Annotated in this window: 17 protein-coding genes; 7 read left to right on the top strand and 10 right to left on the bottom strand. The window is 35.6% G+C overall.

What is annotated here, in order from left to right; translation table 11 throughout:
* Positions 1-1019, top strand: a 1019-nt coding sequence (gene ahpF / locus ACPYKA_RS09560) for an alkyl hydroperoxide reductase subunit F (RefSeq protein WP_479542067.1), incomplete at its 5' end; no start/stop codon positions are given.
* 514 nt (positions 1020-1533) lie between these two features.
* Here ahpF and ACPYKA_RS09555 read toward each other — a convergent pair.
* The 3 genes from ACPYKA_RS09555 to ACPYKA_RS09545 all read right to left on the bottom strand — a co-directional run bounded on the left by ACPYKA_RS09555 (position 1534) and on the right by ACPYKA_RS09545 (position 4377).
* A complete protein-coding gene (locus tag ACPYKA_RS09555; protein WP_479542066.1) occupies positions 1534-2301 on the bottom strand; it encodes a 3D domain-containing protein in 768 nt (255 codons plus the stop codon).
* A gap of 279 nt (positions 2302-2580) precedes the next feature.
* Positions 2581-3189 carry a hypothetical protein gene (locus tag ACPYKA_RS09550; protein ID WP_479542065.1) on the bottom strand — a complete coding sequence of 203 codons (609 nt, stop codon included), beginning with the start codon at positions 3187-3189 and terminating at the stop codon, positions 2581-2583.
* Positions 3190-3204: 15 nt separating this feature from the next.
* A complete protein-coding gene (locus tag ACPYKA_RS09545) occupies positions 3205-4377 on the bottom strand; it encodes an Alp7A family actin-like protein (protein WP_479542064.1) in 1173 nt (390 codons plus the stop codon).
* Between the two features lie 635 nt (positions 4378-5012).
* Here ACPYKA_RS09545 and ACPYKA_RS09540 point away from each other — a divergent pair.
* On the top strand, positions 5013-5573 hold the full coding sequence (locus tag ACPYKA_RS09540) for a hypothetical protein (protein ID WP_479542063.1): 561 nt from the start codon (positions 5013-5015) through the stop codon (positions 5571-5573).
* A 7-nt stretch (positions 5574-5580) separates the two neighbouring features.
* Here the strand turns inward: ACPYKA_RS09540 and ACPYKA_RS09535 are convergent, their stop codons facing one another.
* The 5 genes from ACPYKA_RS09535 to rhuM form a co-directional block, all read right to left on the bottom strand.
* A complete protein-coding gene (locus ACPYKA_RS09535; protein WP_479542062.1) occupies positions 5581-6972 on the bottom strand; it encodes a PQQ-dependent sugar dehydrogenase in 1392 nt (463 codons plus the stop codon).
* Between the two features lie 218 nt (positions 6973-7190).
* Positions 7191-8081: a manganese catalase family protein gene (locus tag ACPYKA_RS09530; protein ID WP_479542061.1), complete on the bottom strand. Its 891-nt coding sequence runs from the start codon at positions 8079-8081 to the stop codon at positions 7191-7193.
* Between the two features lie 62 nt (positions 8082-8143).
* Positions 8144-8356, bottom strand: coding sequence for a YuzF family protein (locus tag ACPYKA_RS09525; RefSeq protein ID WP_479542060.1), 213 nt, complete (start codon positions 8354-8356; stop codon positions 8144-8146).
* Positions 8357-8851: 495 nt separating this feature from the next.
* A complete protein-coding gene (locus ACPYKA_RS09520) occupies positions 8852-9736 on the bottom strand; it encodes a radical SAM/SPASM domain-containing protein (RefSeq protein ID WP_479542059.1) in 885 nt (294 codons plus the stop codon).
* A 207-nt stretch (positions 9737-9943) separates the two neighbouring features.
* Complete coding sequence (gene rhuM, locus ACPYKA_RS09515) at positions 9944-10321, bottom strand: RhuM family protein (protein ID WP_479542058.1); 378 nt, start codon at positions 10319-10321, stop codon at positions 9944-9946.
* A gap of 177 nt (positions 10322-10498) precedes the next feature.
* Between rhuM and ACPYKA_RS09510 the strand changes: the two genes are divergently transcribed.
* Complete coding sequence (locus ACPYKA_RS09510) at positions 10499-11278, top strand: MerR family transcriptional regulator (protein WP_479542057.1); 780 nt, start codon at positions 10499-10501, stop codon at positions 11276-11278.
* Positions 11271-11540 (top strand): hypothetical protein, encoded by a 270-nt coding sequence (locus ACPYKA_RS09505; RefSeq protein ID WP_479542056.1) that lies wholly within the window; start codon positions 11271-11273, stop codon positions 11538-11540. The genes ACPYKA_RS09510 and ACPYKA_RS09505 overlap by 8 nt, the downstream gene beginning before the upstream one ends.
* 82 nt (positions 11541-11622) lie before the next feature.
* Here ACPYKA_RS09505 and ACPYKA_RS09500 read toward each other — a convergent pair whose 3' ends face one another.
* Both ACPYKA_RS09500 and ACPYKA_RS09495 read right to left on the bottom strand, forming a co-directional pair.
* Positions 11623-12114, bottom strand: coding sequence for an OsmC family protein (locus tag ACPYKA_RS09500; protein ID WP_479542055.1), 492 nt, complete (start codon positions 12112-12114; stop codon positions 11623-11625).
* Between the two features lie 114 nt (positions 12115-12228).
* Entirely contained in the window at positions 12229-12885 is a 657-nt protein-coding gene (locus ACPYKA_RS09495) for a Crp/Fnr family transcriptional regulator (protein WP_479542054.1), read from the bottom strand.
* 374 nt (positions 12886-13259) lie between these two features.
* Here ACPYKA_RS09495 and ACPYKA_RS09490 point away from each other — a divergent pair, with 374 nt between their 5' ends.
* The 3 genes from ACPYKA_RS09490 to ACPYKA_RS09480 form a co-directional block, all read left to right on the top strand.
* Positions 13260-14447 carry a M20 metallopeptidase family protein gene (locus tag ACPYKA_RS09490; RefSeq protein ID WP_479542053.1) on the top strand — a complete coding sequence of 396 codons (1188 nt, stop codon included), beginning with the start codon at positions 13260-13262 and terminating at the stop codon, positions 14445-14447.
* Positions 14448-14591: 144 nt separating this feature from the next.
* On the top strand, positions 14592-16025 hold the full coding sequence (locus ACPYKA_RS09485; protein ID WP_479542052.1) for a YfcC family protein: 1434 nt from the start codon (positions 14592-14594) through the stop codon (positions 16023-16025).
* 148 nt (positions 16026-16173) lie between these two features.
* A partial coding sequence (locus ACPYKA_RS09480; RefSeq protein WP_479542051.1) for a hypothetical protein occupies positions 16174-17280 on the top strand: 1107 nt, incomplete at its 3' end.

The raw sequence follows: 17280 nt of genomic DNA, 5'->3' as shown, positions 1-17280 counted from the left end.
TTGGAAACGGTCGGATGACTGTAGAAGAAATTCTTGCTAAGCTTGGCGGTGGTCCAGACGCATCAGAATTTGAAGATAAGGATCCATTTGATGTACTTGTTGTTGGTGGTGGACCTGGAGGGGCAAGTGCAGCAATTTATGCGGCACGTAAAGGAATCCGTACAGGTATTGTTGCAGAACGATTTGGTGGTCAAATTCTAGACACAGCAACGATTGAAAACTTTATTAGTGTTAAACGCACAGAAGGCACGAAGCTTGCAGCAAATCTTGAGGAACATGTGAAAGATTATAATATTGATGTCATGAATTTACAGCGTGCTACACGTCTTGAAAAGAAAGACTTGATTGAAATTGAACTTGAAAATGGTGCAGTTCTAAAGAGTAAATCGGTTATCCTGACTACAGGTGCTAGCTGGCGTAAAATCGGTGTTCCTGGTGAGGATGAGTTCAGAAATAAAGGGGTAGCTTATTGCCCGCATTGTGATGGTCCTTTATTTGAAGGAAAACGTGTAGCAGTTATCGGCGGAGGTAACTCTGGTGTAGAGGCAGCAATTGACCTTGCCGGAATTGTAAAACATGTAACCATTCTCGAATATGCAGATGAGTTAAAAGCTGATTCTGTGTTGCAAGATCGTCTGAAAAGTTTACCGAATGTAACAGTGATTAAAAATGCTCAAACAACAGAAATTACTGGAACAGACAATGTAAATGGGATCTCCTATATTGATCGAGAAACTGAAAAAGAAGAACATATCGAACTAGAAGGAGTCTTCGTCCAAATCGGTCTTGTACCAAACACAGCCTGGCTAGGCGATGCAGTAGAACGTAATAAATTTGGTGAAATCGTCGTCGATAGAAACGGTGCAACAAACGTTCCAGGCGTATTTGCTGCAGGAGACTGCACAGATGAAAAATATAAACAAATCATCATCTCAATGGGAGCAGCTGCGACTGCATCATTAAGTGCATTCGACTATCTCATCCGAAATGCTGATTCATTTCAAAAAACGGAAGCTTAAATAATAAATTTTTTAAAGTCATTTTACTACTGTTGGTGGTGAAATGACTTTTTTGGTAGATAAAAAGTATAAAATTTTCTAGACTCGCTCACTGGCTAAAAGCTCGAGCGTCCTGAGACTGGGACTGCGCTTACTCGTCCCATCGAAGAGCATTTGCACTTTCGTTCCGTCCCACCGTAAAGCATTTGTCCCAGGCGTAAGTCACTAGCACGTCAATCACGCGTAAGTGCAATTCATACTCTCGCAAAAGCTTGCACTTACTTAGCATAAGTGCAACATCACCTCCGTCTTTGGCCAGGAAGGCCGACTAAGAACAGGCTCTCTGCCTAACGTCGGCATACCCCTAGTGATGAGAGCATGTTTTCTTTAACGATAAGCCAAGTTTTCTAAAATTGTATAGACGATATGTCAGTATAAAATGTATACTTAATTAAAGTAGATGTCCCATAACAAAAAAGGAAAGCAGCTTTATAGCCACTTTCCTTATGATGATATTTATTTTCTGCTACTAGTTTTAATCAAGAATTGTTACATCAACAGTTTTTACGCCCCAACTACTTGCTTCACTTTTTGTTGGTACATGGACATCAATTTTATTTCCTTTGATTGCACCACCAATGTCACCAGCGACGGCTTTTCCGTAGCCTTCCACATATACTTCCGTACCTAAAGGAATCACATTTGGATCTACAGCAATTACTTTCTTATCAGGGTTTGCAAGTAAATCAATTCCTGTAGATGTTATTCCAGAGCAACCGTCACATTTCGCAGTATAAGCAGTTGCTGTTACTGAAATTGTTTTGGCTTCTTGTTTTAGCTTCGGTTCATTTGCTACTTCTGTAGCCTCACTTTTATTGTTTTGTTTTCCTTCTGTTTTTGCAACGTTACCTTCTTGTAATGTTCGATTAATTTTCAACTCTTGTCCGATAAGAATCAAACTATCAGAAAGATCGTTCCAATTCATTAACTCTTCTATATTTATATTATATTTACTACTAATTTCGCTTAGTGTATCACCTTTTTTAACGATATATGATTCCGTTGTTGATGTTTCCTCTTGCGCTATCTTATCAGTAGTAGTTATATGTTGGCCTGGATGGATTATTGTAGAATCCAATCCATTTATATCGATCAAATTTTGGACAGAAGTGTCAAATTTTTGTGCAATACTCCAAAGACTATCTCGTTCCTGCACCTCATATTCTTCTGCAGAAACATTCATTGTAGCTATCCCTGTAAAGAAAATACTCAATGTCGCAATAGCTACCCCTAATTTTTTCATAAAGTAAGCCCTCCTTAAATGCTAACAGTGACTATATTAGCATATAAGAATAGGGTATTCAGTAACAGAATGATTAAGAATGTATTACACGAATTGCCGTATTTTGTTACTTTAGTCACATAGAAGTAATATAATTAGAATAACAATATGGAGTCTACTCTATAATTCGCTTATTAGAACACAACCGTAACTTCTATCATAGTAATTACCCACGTAAATTAAATGGTTTTGCAATTAGAGCAATTAATTACCCTACCTGTTTATTAAAGATATACTATTTTACTTATTCATTTCTGTAAGAAAATCCTCTAAAAGACTATCTAAATCATCTTCGGATGAATCCTCTTTCTCCTCCATTTTTACGAGATCTTCTTTTACACTTTCCAGCTTAAATGTATGTAAGTCATCATCAAACTTATTTAACTCGTCTGATAAAGTAGTTTTCTCTAAAGAAGGTAACTGAGTTTCCATGTTTAATTCCTCTGTTTGGGGTTTATCCATGTCAATTTCCTCTTGGAGATATAAAGCATCATCTAGATTTAAGGAATTACTATTTAAAGAGGCAAGCAAGGAAGCAGCACGGACCGGATCTGATAAAAGCTGATAAATAATGCTACCAAGTAATGCCTCTGAATGTTCATGCTTTAGCCAATTCCGCTGATGCTTAGTTAATTTATGGGGGAGGGGAATAGAAATTACTTCTCTTTCCCTTGAGAGGGACTGACCAACCCCCTGCATCACAAACTCAGCAATCCTACTAGAAAAGTTCCTTCTTTCTGTTTCTTTTAGTTTCTGCAGATGTTTTAATAAATGATCAGGAGTATCAGAGGGGACGCGGAAAGAAATCGCTTGCCCTCTTTTAATCTCATTTGAGACAGACTTTTTCATAGAATCACCTTAACTTTATTTTTTTACCGGCTTTTGGGATGCCTTTTTCTTCTCTGTCTTCCTTACATAGTCGGTAATAAGCTTATAATAAGCGTTTGCCATCATCCAAATACTCTCTTTTTCATCTTCAAAAAATTCAATATTATACCCATCTAGATTATTATTTAACGTTTTTAGATAATCTTTTATGACATTAGAACCGCCACCAACAAAATAACAGATCTCTGTTTGTGAGTTTTTTTGCCATACATTATGTAATAAACGATATTGTTTTTTGGCTAATTCCAGCAGCATACGGTCTGTAATATCATGGACACTTGTCCGATTTCCTTTCACCATGATGTGATTACGATTATTTTTCCTTGTGATAATATCAACAACATCACGACGGCTATCCAATTCTATCCCATGTTTGGATCTGATTTCTTCTCTGATAGCCTCTAATGATTCAGATACCCCAAGATTAAACCCTTGCGCCTTATCATCATCGACATTACGGTTTCTAATAACAGCAATATCTGTAGACAAGCCACCAATATCTTGAATTAAGATTCTTTTATCGATTAAATCTTTATTAATAACCTTATGATTATTATCCATTACAAGATTAATATAGGCAGCAAATCCCTCAGGGTATACCTTTACCTCATTAAATTTAATATTCACCTTTAGCCCCTGATACTTTGGTGTAACGAGAAACTCTACCTGATGCACAGATCCTATTAATTTTGAACGGTATCCAGCATCTTTTCCCTCTTTTACTTCACGAAGGGGGAGGCCCGTTCCCAATGTATAATTAGCATCAACAACGTTTTTGATACGAGGGAAAATTGACGCATTCTCTTCTTTTACTGCATCCAGTGCTAATGTGGAAAGCAGCATGATCAATGTTTGATCTTCTTCTGATTTACTACTTCCCGGATCTAACTCCTCTGCATTACTACTTTTTGTCGCTAAGTGACCAACACGATAAATCGCATTATTTTCCTTTAGAGCTGGCGAATGCACCTTCAAATGAATCCCCTCGAGAGGATTCTTATTGTCTAATTCCTCTATTCCAATTACCGGACGGTCTTCTGTGTCCCTTGCAATAATGTTAGGAATATTTAATTCGTACTCTAGTTCTCCAAAAATCGCTTTAATCGAATCATTACCAACATCAACTGCTGCAATTCTCGACATAGACATTCATTCCTTTTCAATAATAATTTTTTTCGCAGATAAGAAAGTATTAAACTTTCTTATCTGCATAAGTGCAATTAAGCCTTTCGCCATAAAGGCTTGGCGATAAGCCAAGTTTTCTACTAACCATTCTCTGTGTACGACTGATGCTATTTATTAAAGGGTATAAGAGATTAGTAGATTCTTCAATGAGGGTTACTGAAAAGAAATAAAATTGTAAACCTGTAAACATACTGTAAACAAACTGGCTTTTGTACACATTTCTGTAAACGATAATTACAAAACTGTATACACATTTTTTTAAGCGATGCAAACATATTTGTTTACATGTAAACGTATTTGAAAACATTTGTTTACCGTTTTGTAAACGTGTATACTTGCAATGCTAATTTTCAATACGTAATATAATGCAATTTATTTTTTCATAATTAATGCCAATTGAAAAAGCCTCATTTACTTATGCCAAGGATCATCAAGGAATTACTATACGAGGTTTTCAATATTAATATTTTTAATGATTGTATAAAAGTTGACCCCATAGTCGCAAGATTCGGATGTTGGGAGTAATCATAAGTTCTACCTTTAATAAATGGAAATATAATGTGTAGTAACATTTAATTCATTTAGAATGGGGTGGAAAGATGTATTTTTTTAAACCTATTTCTGATGAGGTTCGTTTAATTCAAGAAAAATTCAACCATCATAAAAAAACAATGAAGCACATGTTAGTATCTATTTTTTCTTGTATTGCTGCTATTCTCCAGGCTGCTGGAGGCATGTTACCAGGTATAGGATATTTTATAAGTCCACTTGCCACTGCACCTATTCTGTTATGTTCCATATTTTCTATTCCCTTTGGAGTAATGTCCTATTTTCTGACAATGATGCTGTTATTCATCCTAGAGCCGACTGAACTAATTATATTCCCCTTTACAACAGGATTGTTAGGACTTGGCATAGGGACATCTTTTTCCCTTTTTAGAAAGAGAATAAGTATGATCGCTTCTGGTGCAATTTTTTTATTTTTAGGGATTATGAGTCTGCTATATATTTTCCACTTTCCAGTTTTAGGTCCAGCCGCCTCTGATTCCTTTTCATTTCTTACAATTGGAAGTATTTCTTTATTTTCTTTCCTTTATAGCTGGTTATGGGTTGAAATTGCATTAATTATTTTTAAAAGAATAAAAATGATTATGGTTTAGAAATAATTCATGGAACTATTTCAAAAATGGTACCCTGGTTAAGATCAGTCACTCTTGTAGAGTTATAAACTCCTAAAAATAATCTAGATTGATTCAGATTCGTTCCCAAACTAACATAATAGCTAGATTGAGACCCAAAGTCATAATCGGTTTCAATCACACTAAAATCATTTTGTTTACCATCCGGTCTCACCATGGTGTAAGCTAAAGCCCCTCTAACTTGAGATTGAGATTCTTTCCGGGCGAGATCGGTAAAGACAACACTTCCTGTTAAATTTGGGATGGCATTTCCCATATAAGCTTGAATTCCTGTAAGTGCAGTGCCAGCAAACTTATCGGGTCTTTTATCCTGATGAAAATAACTAGTTAAAGGCTGAAGACGATTTCCTGAAAGTGCAACTGCTTCATAGTAATAAGCGATTGTTTTTTCATTCAAAGTCGGATTATTCGTGCAGTCTTTTATAATCGAAGTAGGAAAAGCACCTTCCCATCCCCGCCAGCCAAAGTTAATTAAACCTTCTTCATCAGTTTCAGAATTGAGATGAGTTACTGGTATTGGTTTATAATATACGAATGAAAAGATCGACTCTACCAAATCCTGTCCGACATTTCCCGTATATTTTACGTACTGATTATAACCCCTTTGATACGAAATGCCTGGTATGTTGCGAACCCCTTTGGCCATTACGGTAAGGATTTCCTGAAAGCTTAAAGGAAGTTCATTAAACCGTGTAACAACAGGTGGATTATTGATAAATGTATTCTTACTTACATCAATCTCAATTATTTTACCAGCAATCTCCATATTATCCTGACTTAAGTTAAATGGATCATAGCCCGATCCACCATCTCCCGTTGTTAATACAAGTTTTCCTGTTTCAGGGGAGAAATTTAAACTATTAACTCCATTATGATTTGCAAATGGTCTTCTTAAGTTAAGTAATGTACGTCGTTTCCCCGGTGTGCCATTCAACTGTAAACCCCATTCTTCAATGGTATCAATATGATCAAATTGAGTTTCTCTATTTGTCCATCTAAGATTTAAAGTATTGGGATCACACGGGTCAGGATGAAAGGATTCAGGTAAAGCGCCTGGTCCTTGTGTTCCAGCAACTGAATAATGAAGATAGAACAAACCGTTATAATAAAAATCTGGATGAAACGCTAGTCCTAGCAATCCTCGTTCATCATATCCACCATTAGCACCTAGATTTATTATCTGAGAGCGAATATCTAAAAAAGTCTTAATATCCCGGTCTGCTAAGTAAAAGATTTCTCCTACTTGGGTTGCAATAAATAATCTTTCCATTGAGTCACCTGGAAGTACAGTTGATTTCATGACAGTGGGTAAATTTATATTCCTTACAATGGGTCGTAATCCAACCCTCACTTTTTTCAAGCGAATCGAACCTCCTTCATTAAGTACCGAATCAAGAATGGAAAATCTGAATAGGCAGTGGTTATTCTCTCTTCCTGAATAATTTAAATCTTTGCATGATTGATTATTTTACAATGACTCTTTTTGGCAGGTAAGAAGGTATAATATTTTCTTGACTTGCACAAATTGCAACTAAGGCTGTCACTAAAAGGCTAGGTGACAGCCGAGTTTTTTAAAAATTACAAATTACTTTTTAAACGTTTTAATATACGATGGTAATCATCACGATCAATTCCTGGTGCAAATTGCTCTGGAAGTTCTGGAAAATCAGGTACAGGCGCGCCTTCAGGCACTCCATCAATTACTCTTAATCTTTCACCTGTTTCTGGGTTAGCCCCTTTCCAAATTTGGTTGATATCCCGATAATCCGATTCACCCCATGTATACAACACATTATATAATCCTTGATCCATGAATTTTTTGGCATAATCAAATTTATTATTATCCAAACTTGGGACAGGAAGCATCTTACCTATCTCCACCCCTGTAGCTACTTCAATTGCTTTTGCATAGGCAATAATATGCGTTCCGCCTCTAACAAGTAAGTAGCCAATCATTTCTAAGGCGGTAGGATGGGTAGTCATTTCATAGACACGCATTTTATGGTTTCTTGCGCCGATTTCCAATAAATAATTGGCAAGAAGATCTTCCACGAGCGTACCACTGTTATTTACGTAAGATCCGTTCCACGGTCTCCCCATTCCGTCTCCCGGATAAGCTGTTTGAGCAGTTGTCGTAAAATGCGTTGAGTAACGGGCATCCTTTCCATTTTGTAGAGGGGCAGTGTCAGGGTCACCTGGAACGGTATTGCCGATGGAAAGTAGATTAATTGCATTTGCAACTAATTCAACATGACCAAATTCTTCCGCCGTAATACTTGCAATTAAATCATAAAAGGGCTTAAACTTTCTTTTACCGCGGAAATTAAAGGATTGGAACATGTAATTGTTTAATGTGGACATCTCACCGAATTTGCCTCCCATTAATTCTTGTACAGCTGCAGCAGCATTCATATCGCCATGTTCTGGATATGGTAACTCAATGACGATTTTATTCACTCGTTTCATCATGAGCTGTTATCCTCCTTCCGTAAAAAATAACTATTGTTATCATATGTTGGATGGAACTTGACTTATTCGTTCTCTATTTGGTGAAACCAAATAATTTGAGGTATACGAATAAAAAATGGTGTGCCGCCCATATGGATGACGATATAATCAGGCATGACCTCTCTTAATACGCCTCGTACAGAGCCTTGCGTCGTTTGAACGGCAAGGGATTTATTGTGAAATCCCGTTAAAACTTGATAAACATACGGATCACTAAGATTCCAGTTTCCACTCATTATTAACACTCCTTTTTTTGAAGCCCATAGCAGTATATGCAAGGAAGTAAAAATGTGTTTTTGTCTAGTTGGATTATTTACAACAATACGTATGACGTTACGTGGAAGGTTTAGTAACAATAATAAGAAAAATATAGAATTTAAACGACACGCAACAAGAAGTATAACTAAAAATAGATGATCATAAAGGGGATAAAGAAGAGAAAGAGGTACAAGAGCTATTTACTCTATATTCTAAAAATATTGTTGTTCATAAAAAAATGACACTTTCCATGAGAAGCGCTATTAAAGCAAGACGGAGAGATTATACATATGCAAAATTGAAAAATTCCATCGATAAATTATGTGATGTACATTGGTTTGTTATGGAAAGATTCATTATGTAAGGGGCAAAAGATGAGGGGATATTCCATTTTTCTTCATCTAAGCAGTTGTAAAGTACAACTTGAGAACTGAATCTTTCCTATACTTGTTTTAACCAAGTGATTTGTTTAACTATGTCCCAAATCTTTTACGAAAGCCGCATTTTCTACATAGTTCCTCCACAGCCACTCTTCTTGAAAAACCATCAACAAGGTTTTTTGCTCGATCCATTTTGATAATTTCAGAAAATGAGTGATTATTAATATTTCCAAGGTCAATAATTCCCTCACCATCTAGACAACAAGGGATAACGGTTCCGTCTGCCAAGATACCTGCCTGGTTTCTTAAGCCATAGCAGAAGCCCCTACCATCATCTTCCTCTTCATGTAATGCAGGCCACTTAAACTCATAATCCTGGTTGATGTATACTCGATCTGCAATTTTGATGCCGCCACCTGGCTTCACTTTTTCTTCAATTTTGTAATCTAAATTAAATTCTTTCTCAATAATTTCTAGCAATTCTCTATTCCGACTTCTTTCTAGATTTACCAGATTGTCTTCTGTCAGGTTCCATAATCTCAAGGAAATATACATTTTTGATTGGCTCATTGCTTTTTTTACAAAAGATAGGATACTTCTCACGTAGCTTTCCTTATCTTTTTCTCTGAGAGCAGGATTGCCATCAAAGCTATGGAGTGAGAAATTTAATTGCCTTAGCGCAGGCTTATTTATTATTGTTTCTCCCTTCTTTTTAATTAATGTTCCGTTCGTTGTAATATGAACGTTAAACCCTTTTTCATGACTAATATCTAACAATTGATCGATCTTAGGATGTAACAGTGGCTCACCCTTTACATGTAAATAAACATAATCTGTATGCGGTTTAATTTCGTCTAATCGCTTGGAGTAATCCTCCAGTGAAATGAATTGTTTCGGTCGTAATGTCGGTGGACAAAAACTACATGCAAGATTACATACACTTGTAATTTCTAAGTAAACTTTCTTAAATTTTTTCAACATCCATACCCCTTCTTTGAAAATTTTTGAACAAAAAAAGATTTGTTATTTTTATGTATCTTCCGTTAACATGCTTTATAAGCCAGTTTATCATATTAAAAGAAATGATATTTAAATTGACCTCCATTAAGACAAAAACCAAGCTAGCTCGATGCCTGCTCGGTTTTTTATTTGACAATACTTAATCAATTAAGAGAGATTCCATAATCAAGATACAACTAATTCAGGTTCACCGTGGTGATTTAAGAGACAAAAAGACGAGAGGATTATTCCTTTTCTCTCGTCTTTTTTTCTAATAAAGTCTTCAAAGTAATCTTGTCCCCAATTACGCATTTCTTTCAAACGATCATCATCCATAGTAAAGCCTTTAACGAGATATTCATTCAAACGCTCTGTTGCCCATCTGCGAAATTGTGTGCCTCGATGGGAGCAAACTCGGTAGCCGATGGCAATAATCATTTCGAGGTTGTAGTGTTTCGCATTTCTTTTAACCTCTCTCTCACCTTCATTTTGAACTTGTAAGTAATACTTACAAGTTGCAACCTCTTCTAATTCCCCTTCTTCATATATATTAGAATCGAACACTTGTTCACTTTTGTATATGAATTTTTTCGAACTGAATATATGAGAAAACACTCAAACTTAAAAGTTATAACGCATAGATAATAAAAATGTTGAATATAATGTTAATGATTATATCATATCATTAAGTAACGATATTGTATTTTCGTGAAGAACACGCTAAAATGGAGGTAGAAAGAGGTGAAAATAATGAGTATTGATTTACTTGAACAGACAAAAGTTGATATTCAAAAAGCATACGAGACTAATAATTTGCTCAAAATCGAGAAGGAGACTTTGTATGTATTCGATCGAGTTATTCATTTCATGTTAAGTGCTTTTAAAGATCGTCTGAAGGGAATTACTTTTGAAACAAGCGTCTTCGATTTTGATGAAGGCTATATTCGATCAAAGAAAAACATGGAATCTATGCATAAAACGTTACATTTCATCAATAAAATTGAACATCCTGTTTCTGATGTTGATTTTGGTAAATTAAAAATAGATGTGGAACTTTGGTACTACCGAATGGGCGGAAAAGGGATGTACTTTGAGTATCGGGAAGAATATCTCATTACACCAAAAGAAGCCGCAGAATTGCTAGGAGTATCCAATGTGACACTTAACAAGTATATAAAACAAGGATTTGAAACGATTGATACGACTTCCCATCATAAAATACCCAAACATGCGGTGGCTCTTTGGCATGATCCGGTATATGCTATCCGTATGCAAATGTTAGCACAAGAAGAGAAACTACAAAATCAGACACCTGAAGAACGGTTGAAAGAAGTGCTTGATGAGATAACAGAATTGCAAAAAGAATATAAAGCGAAAACGATTATGGAAGCATTGGAAAAATATAAGGTAGAAGATATTGATGCTATGGACGATCCTTCTGATATTCGCAGATGGCAAGATTTAGAGGTGGAAAAAGAAGAATTAATAGAGGAAATGATTGGAGGTTCTGAATTTGTCTAGAAGACCAGAACCTGCAAGAACTATTCTTTTTTCCGCAGATATAGATGATATTTTGAATAAATACGGAGATATCTTGGATTCTTATCATAACCTTCAAGAAAGAAACTCTATTTATGCATCTTTTAAACGGACTAAAACGAGGCTAGATGTGCTATTCCCATTAAATGAACATCCTGTACACGGAATCAAAATGCTATCGCGAAATATACATTATCAATTAGGAACTAAACAAAATAAAAAGCCACGGCAAATTACGTTATGATTATGTGTGTATCAAAACTCATAACTGTAAAAATTACCAATGGCTCAAGATTTATAGGGTGAAATTTCCACTCTATTGATTCTTATTCTATTTCCAAATGAATTTTTGCTTTCATACTCATGAGTACAGGAGACTTTTGCAGTGCTACTTGTGCAATTTCTTCTACTTGCTCTTTGTTTGCTGTTGTTTTTGCCTTTAATGTAATAACTGGATCAATGATGCCTCCATCTCCCTCTTCCAAGCCTAGGAATACAGCTGCATTTAAATCTGCCTCGATATCAACACTAACCTCATCTAATGTAATGCCTTCTTGGCTTGCTAGCACTTGAAACGTAATGGAAAAACAACTTCCCGCTGTTCCGATTAGCAATTCAACGGGATTGGGCCCTGTATCCGTTCCACCTAATAGTTCAGGTTCATCTATTTTTATTGGGTCAAAATCACGAATTTTCAACGTGTTTTGAACACCTGTTTTCCACTTAATACTCGCCTGCCAATTTCTCATTTTCAGCGATGGGTCTTCTTTAATCATTTTCGTTGTTTGCTCCACTGCTGCAAAATTTATTCCGTTCATTCCTATCTCCTCCAACAATAAGTAGTTAATACAATACTCATCTTACATGGAGTAAAGATATTTGTATGTAAGGGAGATTACATATTTATTATAGGTTTATGGAGAATGAGATGACTAGTCTTTTAGAAACCAAAGTCGATTTTCTTCATTTTTAAGCACGCCACTTTGAATGAGTTTATTGATTAAAAAGGTTACCGTCTCACGGGTTGAGGCGATCATGCCAGCAATATCTTTATGCGTAATAAATTCAGGAAGCGGGTACCATCCGTTTTTCGCATTTTTCCGGTCGATTAAACGATGAAACGCACGAATTAATCGCTCTTCTACCTTATCATAGGCGACCTGTTCCAAAATCATTACAACTTCTTGCAATTGTCTTGAAAAATAAGCTAATAATTGATGGGATAACTCTGGAGTCCCAGTCACTTTATCAATAATATCTTTTTTAGGAACTTTTACTACTGTTACATCTGTTAATGCTGTTGCATACACGTCACTCTCTTTATCCGAAAACACACTTGGCAAATCAACAAAATCTCCAGCATGTAATATTCCTAAAACACATTCTTTCCCGTCTTCATGTAAATGTCCGATACTCACATTTCCTGTGACGACTAGATACAGTTGGTTCTCTATTTTGTTCGGATAACTAATCTGCTCTCCACGCTTAAATGTATACTGTCGTCCATCTTGCCACTTTTTTAACCAATCATTATCAAATAAATGACTTGTACGACAAGGATATAAAAAATCAGACTCGATTGTACTCACATCCTATAAACTACTTTGATTACGTCAACTATACCAAAAATAAGAAGGATTTATCATGCAATAACCGTCATATAAAAAGTTGTTCCGTCTACCATGATGATAGAAAACACTCTACTCAATTAAAATATGAAAAAGATGTTGTATTTAACTTCCCCCACTGTAAGTACTATTACAACTTTTATGAAACAAAACTTCATTATACATTACATTCACCACGCGTAATATTTTCAATGATTATCATGAATTAAATTCTGAGTGCTACATTAAAATTATCAAACTTTTTTAATAAAAGGGCTTGATTAATATGAAGAACCTCTTATAATATAATTAACGCAAGTGTCGTTTAATCGACGTAAATAAAAAGGAGTATTCAAATGAACATAACAATTTACGAAAACGCTCACAAACAAATGATTAATTGGCGACGTTATCTTCATCAATATCCCGAGCTTTCATTTAACGAATTTAAAACAGCTCAATATATTAATGATCAATTGAACAGGTTAGGTAATATTGAAGTTTCACACCCAACAAAAACGAGTGTGATGGGACGTTTAAAAGGTGGAAAAGGATCTGGTAAAACGATAGCTATTCGAGCAGACATTGATGCTTTACCAATTAAAGAAGAAACAAACCTCCCTTTTGCTTCAAAAGTAGATGGCGTCATGCACGCGTGTGGGCATGACGGTCATACGGCAATATTACTTGGGACAGCAAAAATATTATCTGAATTACAAGAAGAATTAAGTGGGGAATTTCTATTTCTATTTCAACATGCAGAAGAGGTTCCACCAGGCGGTGCAAAAGAAATGGTCGAAGCTGGGGTTTTAGAGGGTGTCGATTACGTTCTTGGTCTTCATTTATGGTCAACCGTCCCCCTCGGTGAAATCCAAATTACGGAAGGTCCTGTATCGGCGGCTTCTGATATTTTTGACATTACGATAGAGGGTAAATCAGGACATGCATCACAACCAGAGTCAGCGATAGATGCATTAGCGATTGGTTCACAAATAATAACGAACTTGCAACATATTACATCAAGGGTTATCGGGCCATTGGAAAGTGGTGTTGTGTCAGTAACAAGGTTTCATTGCGGGGAAGCTTATAATGTCATTCCGGATAAAGCATATATCGGTGGTTCCGTTCGTGCTTTAACGAATGATGTCCGTGAACGATTGAAGCAAAATATAGAACACATTTGTACGAACATAGCAACTGCTCATCATGCGAAAGCGACTTTTTCTTATGAATATGGGTATGACCCTGTCATAAATAATAAGAAATTAACCAAACGTATTTTTGAGAATGCACAAAAAAAATTTAAAGATGATGATCGTATCAAAGTTGTACCCTCATTACCAATGCTAGGTGGAGAAGATTTTTCGGCATTTAGTAATGTAGTTCCGAGCTGCTATGTTGGTATTGGAGCAATGAAAAATGAAAACGGACCAATCATTCCACATCACCATCCACAATTTGATATTAACGAGGATGCGCTACAAATAGCTTTAAAATATTACATCACAACAGCACTTCATTTAACAGGAAATGAAATCGTTTAAAGCAGGGATGTATACGGTTATGAACATAATGTAAGAAAAAGCCTTTAATCAGATTGGTTGTTAGAAAAAGATTATATAATTCGGCCGTTTTAATTTTCAGTGTGATAAATTTTTTAAAATAAGCTAAAGAAGGAGCGAAATTCCATGAAAAAAAATGAAGCAACAAGTAATAAGAAAAACAACGAAGAAAAAGGCAGTGAGAAAAAATCCTGGATGCCCCATATCTTTGCAGTCTTATTTATCATCATTATTATAGCTACTCTTGCAAGTTATGTTATACCAGCAGGAGAATACGAGCGTGTAACGATAGAAGACGGCAGAGAGGTCATTGATCCTGGTACATTCGAAGTCGTTGAAAGTACACCGGTAGGCATATTTGATTTTATGTTTGCGATTCCAACAGGATTTATTGAGACAGCGGAAATTATTTTTGGAATTTTAATGATTGGTGGTATGTTCGCAGTAATTGAACGAACTGGAATTATTAATCTAGGTGTTAGTAAATTAGCAAACACATTTTCTAACAAAGGACTATGGGTTATTCCAATATTGATGATACCTTTTGCAATTATTACTACTTTTACAGGTCAAATTGAATTATCCTTAGTCTACTTGCCAGCAATTTTACCATTAATGCTTAGGCTTGGTTTTGATAAGGTAACAGCAGCAGGCGCAGTGCTTATATCAACGATTGCTGGGTTTACCGTTGCACTGACAGCTCCAGCAAACTTAGGAGTTGCTCAGACAATTTCTCAACTTCCGTTATATTCAGGTATGGGTTACAGATTGGTTATTCTTGTCATTGTACTTTCGATTGGGATTTTGTATGTTGTACGTTATGCCAAAAAGGTGCGAAGTAACCCTGAGTTAAGCATTACTTATGGTGATAACTTAGAACAGCATCAGGCAATGGATGATACTAACGGACAGAAAGCAACTACAAGACAAAAGCTTGCTTCTATCGTAGTATTAGTTGCATTTGGTGTTTTACTGTGGGGCATACTTGAGCACGGCTGGTATTTCCGTGAGCTATCTGGTTTATACATTATGACTGGAATTATCGTTGGTATTGTTGGAGGGCTCGGCATATCTCAGATTTCAGAATCATTTATGAAAGGATTTAAAGATATAATTTTAGGTGCTATGGTTGTTGGTATTGCACGTGGTGTTGCAGTTGTGTTAAATGACGGAAACATCATGGATACTATTATTTATGCTGCTGGGAATCTAGTAGAAGCAATGCCAAGTGGTGTTACTGCAACGATTATGTTAATTGTTCAAGCTTTACTTAATTTTCTGATCCCATCTGGAAGTGGACAAGCAATGGTTACGATGCCAATTATGTCTGGACTCGCAGACTTATCAGGTGTAACAAGACAAACAGCGGTACTCGCATTCTTATTCGGGGATGGATTCTCAAATATATTCTACCCAACTTCCGGCTATTTTATGGCGGTATTAGCAATTGCAGGTATCAAATGGGAAAAATGGATAAAGTTCATCTGGCCACTTCTTCTTATCTGGTACGGTTTTGCTGTTGTCTTCCTATTTATCGCTCAGCTTATTAACTATAATTAAGAGATTGTTTGGTTATCACTTAAGCAACTACCCGAATAATAGATTAGGAATTATCTATTTATTCGGGTAGTTTCATCCCTGAGACTTTTTTCCGTTTAATGAATCACTTTGTTATAATAAAAGAATCATTGAAATGGAGGATCATATCATGTATAAAGTCGGGGTTGTTGGACCAATAAAATCAGTAGATCGAATATTGGAAGTCGCCAAAGAATTTTCTGACAATTTAACTTTTGTTCCATTCATTTATAATACAGCGACTGAAACAACAGGCATTATAAAAGAACACTACGAGGCGTTCGATTACTTCTTGTTTTCAGGTCCGATTCCTTATGAAATAGCCAAACAATCGAAGCAAGATACGAATAAATTTTTTTATATTCATCTACTAGAAACAGGTTTTTACAAAGCCCTTTTACAACTTATGGTTTCGACAAAAAATAAGATTGATTGTGTAAGTATTGATATATTAGACAAATCAAATGTTGTAGATATTTCACTTGATCAATTATCAATTCCGCTGAAAGAAATGATGGTAAAAACATTTGATGCCCAGATTAACTACTATGAATTATACGAATACCACCTTCGTTTATATAAAGAAAATAAAGTGGATGCCGTACTGACATGTTATCCAGAAGTAATGGAACTTCTAAAAGAAGATAATATACCTGCTGAGTGGATTAGTACAACTAAACTAGCCACAAAACAAGTAATTCAATCGATTGAACAACGATCACAAATCACTTATTTTAAACGGACACAAATTGGTGTTTGTATGATTGATGTGGACACGAAAATGTACGAGGAACAAAGTGAGCAATTATCTTATGATATTCAATTTGCTACGTTAAAAATGAATGAAGAACTTCTGACACTTAGTCGTGACATGAATGGGTCTTTTTTCGAAATAGGTGATGGAAAATATATGATTTTTAGTTCAAGAGGAGAAATTTTAGATAACTTGAATTTCTTAAATGAAACAATTAATCGATTAAAAAAATCATGGGAAAGAGAGATTATCGCAGGAATTGGTTTTGGTGATTCAGCTCTAAAAGCAGAATTAAACGCCAGAAAAGCGATTTATAAGACGGAAGTAGAAAATAAAGAAATTGTCATCATTGATAATCTTGGAGAAACCATTCATGTACCATTTGAGCATATTCATTCTTTATCAACGATTTCGGATAATATTTTATTAGTAAATAAATTAAAAGATAAAAACATCAGTATGCAATCTTTTGAAAGAGTAAGG

The sequence above is a fragment of the Pseudogracilibacillus amylolyticus (SeqCode) genome (assembly GCF_051918545.1).
GTDB lineage: Bacteria > Bacillota > Bacilli > Bacillales > Amphibacillaceae > Pseudogracilibacillus.
This window is presented reverse-complemented; position numbering and strand designations above follow the sequence as displayed.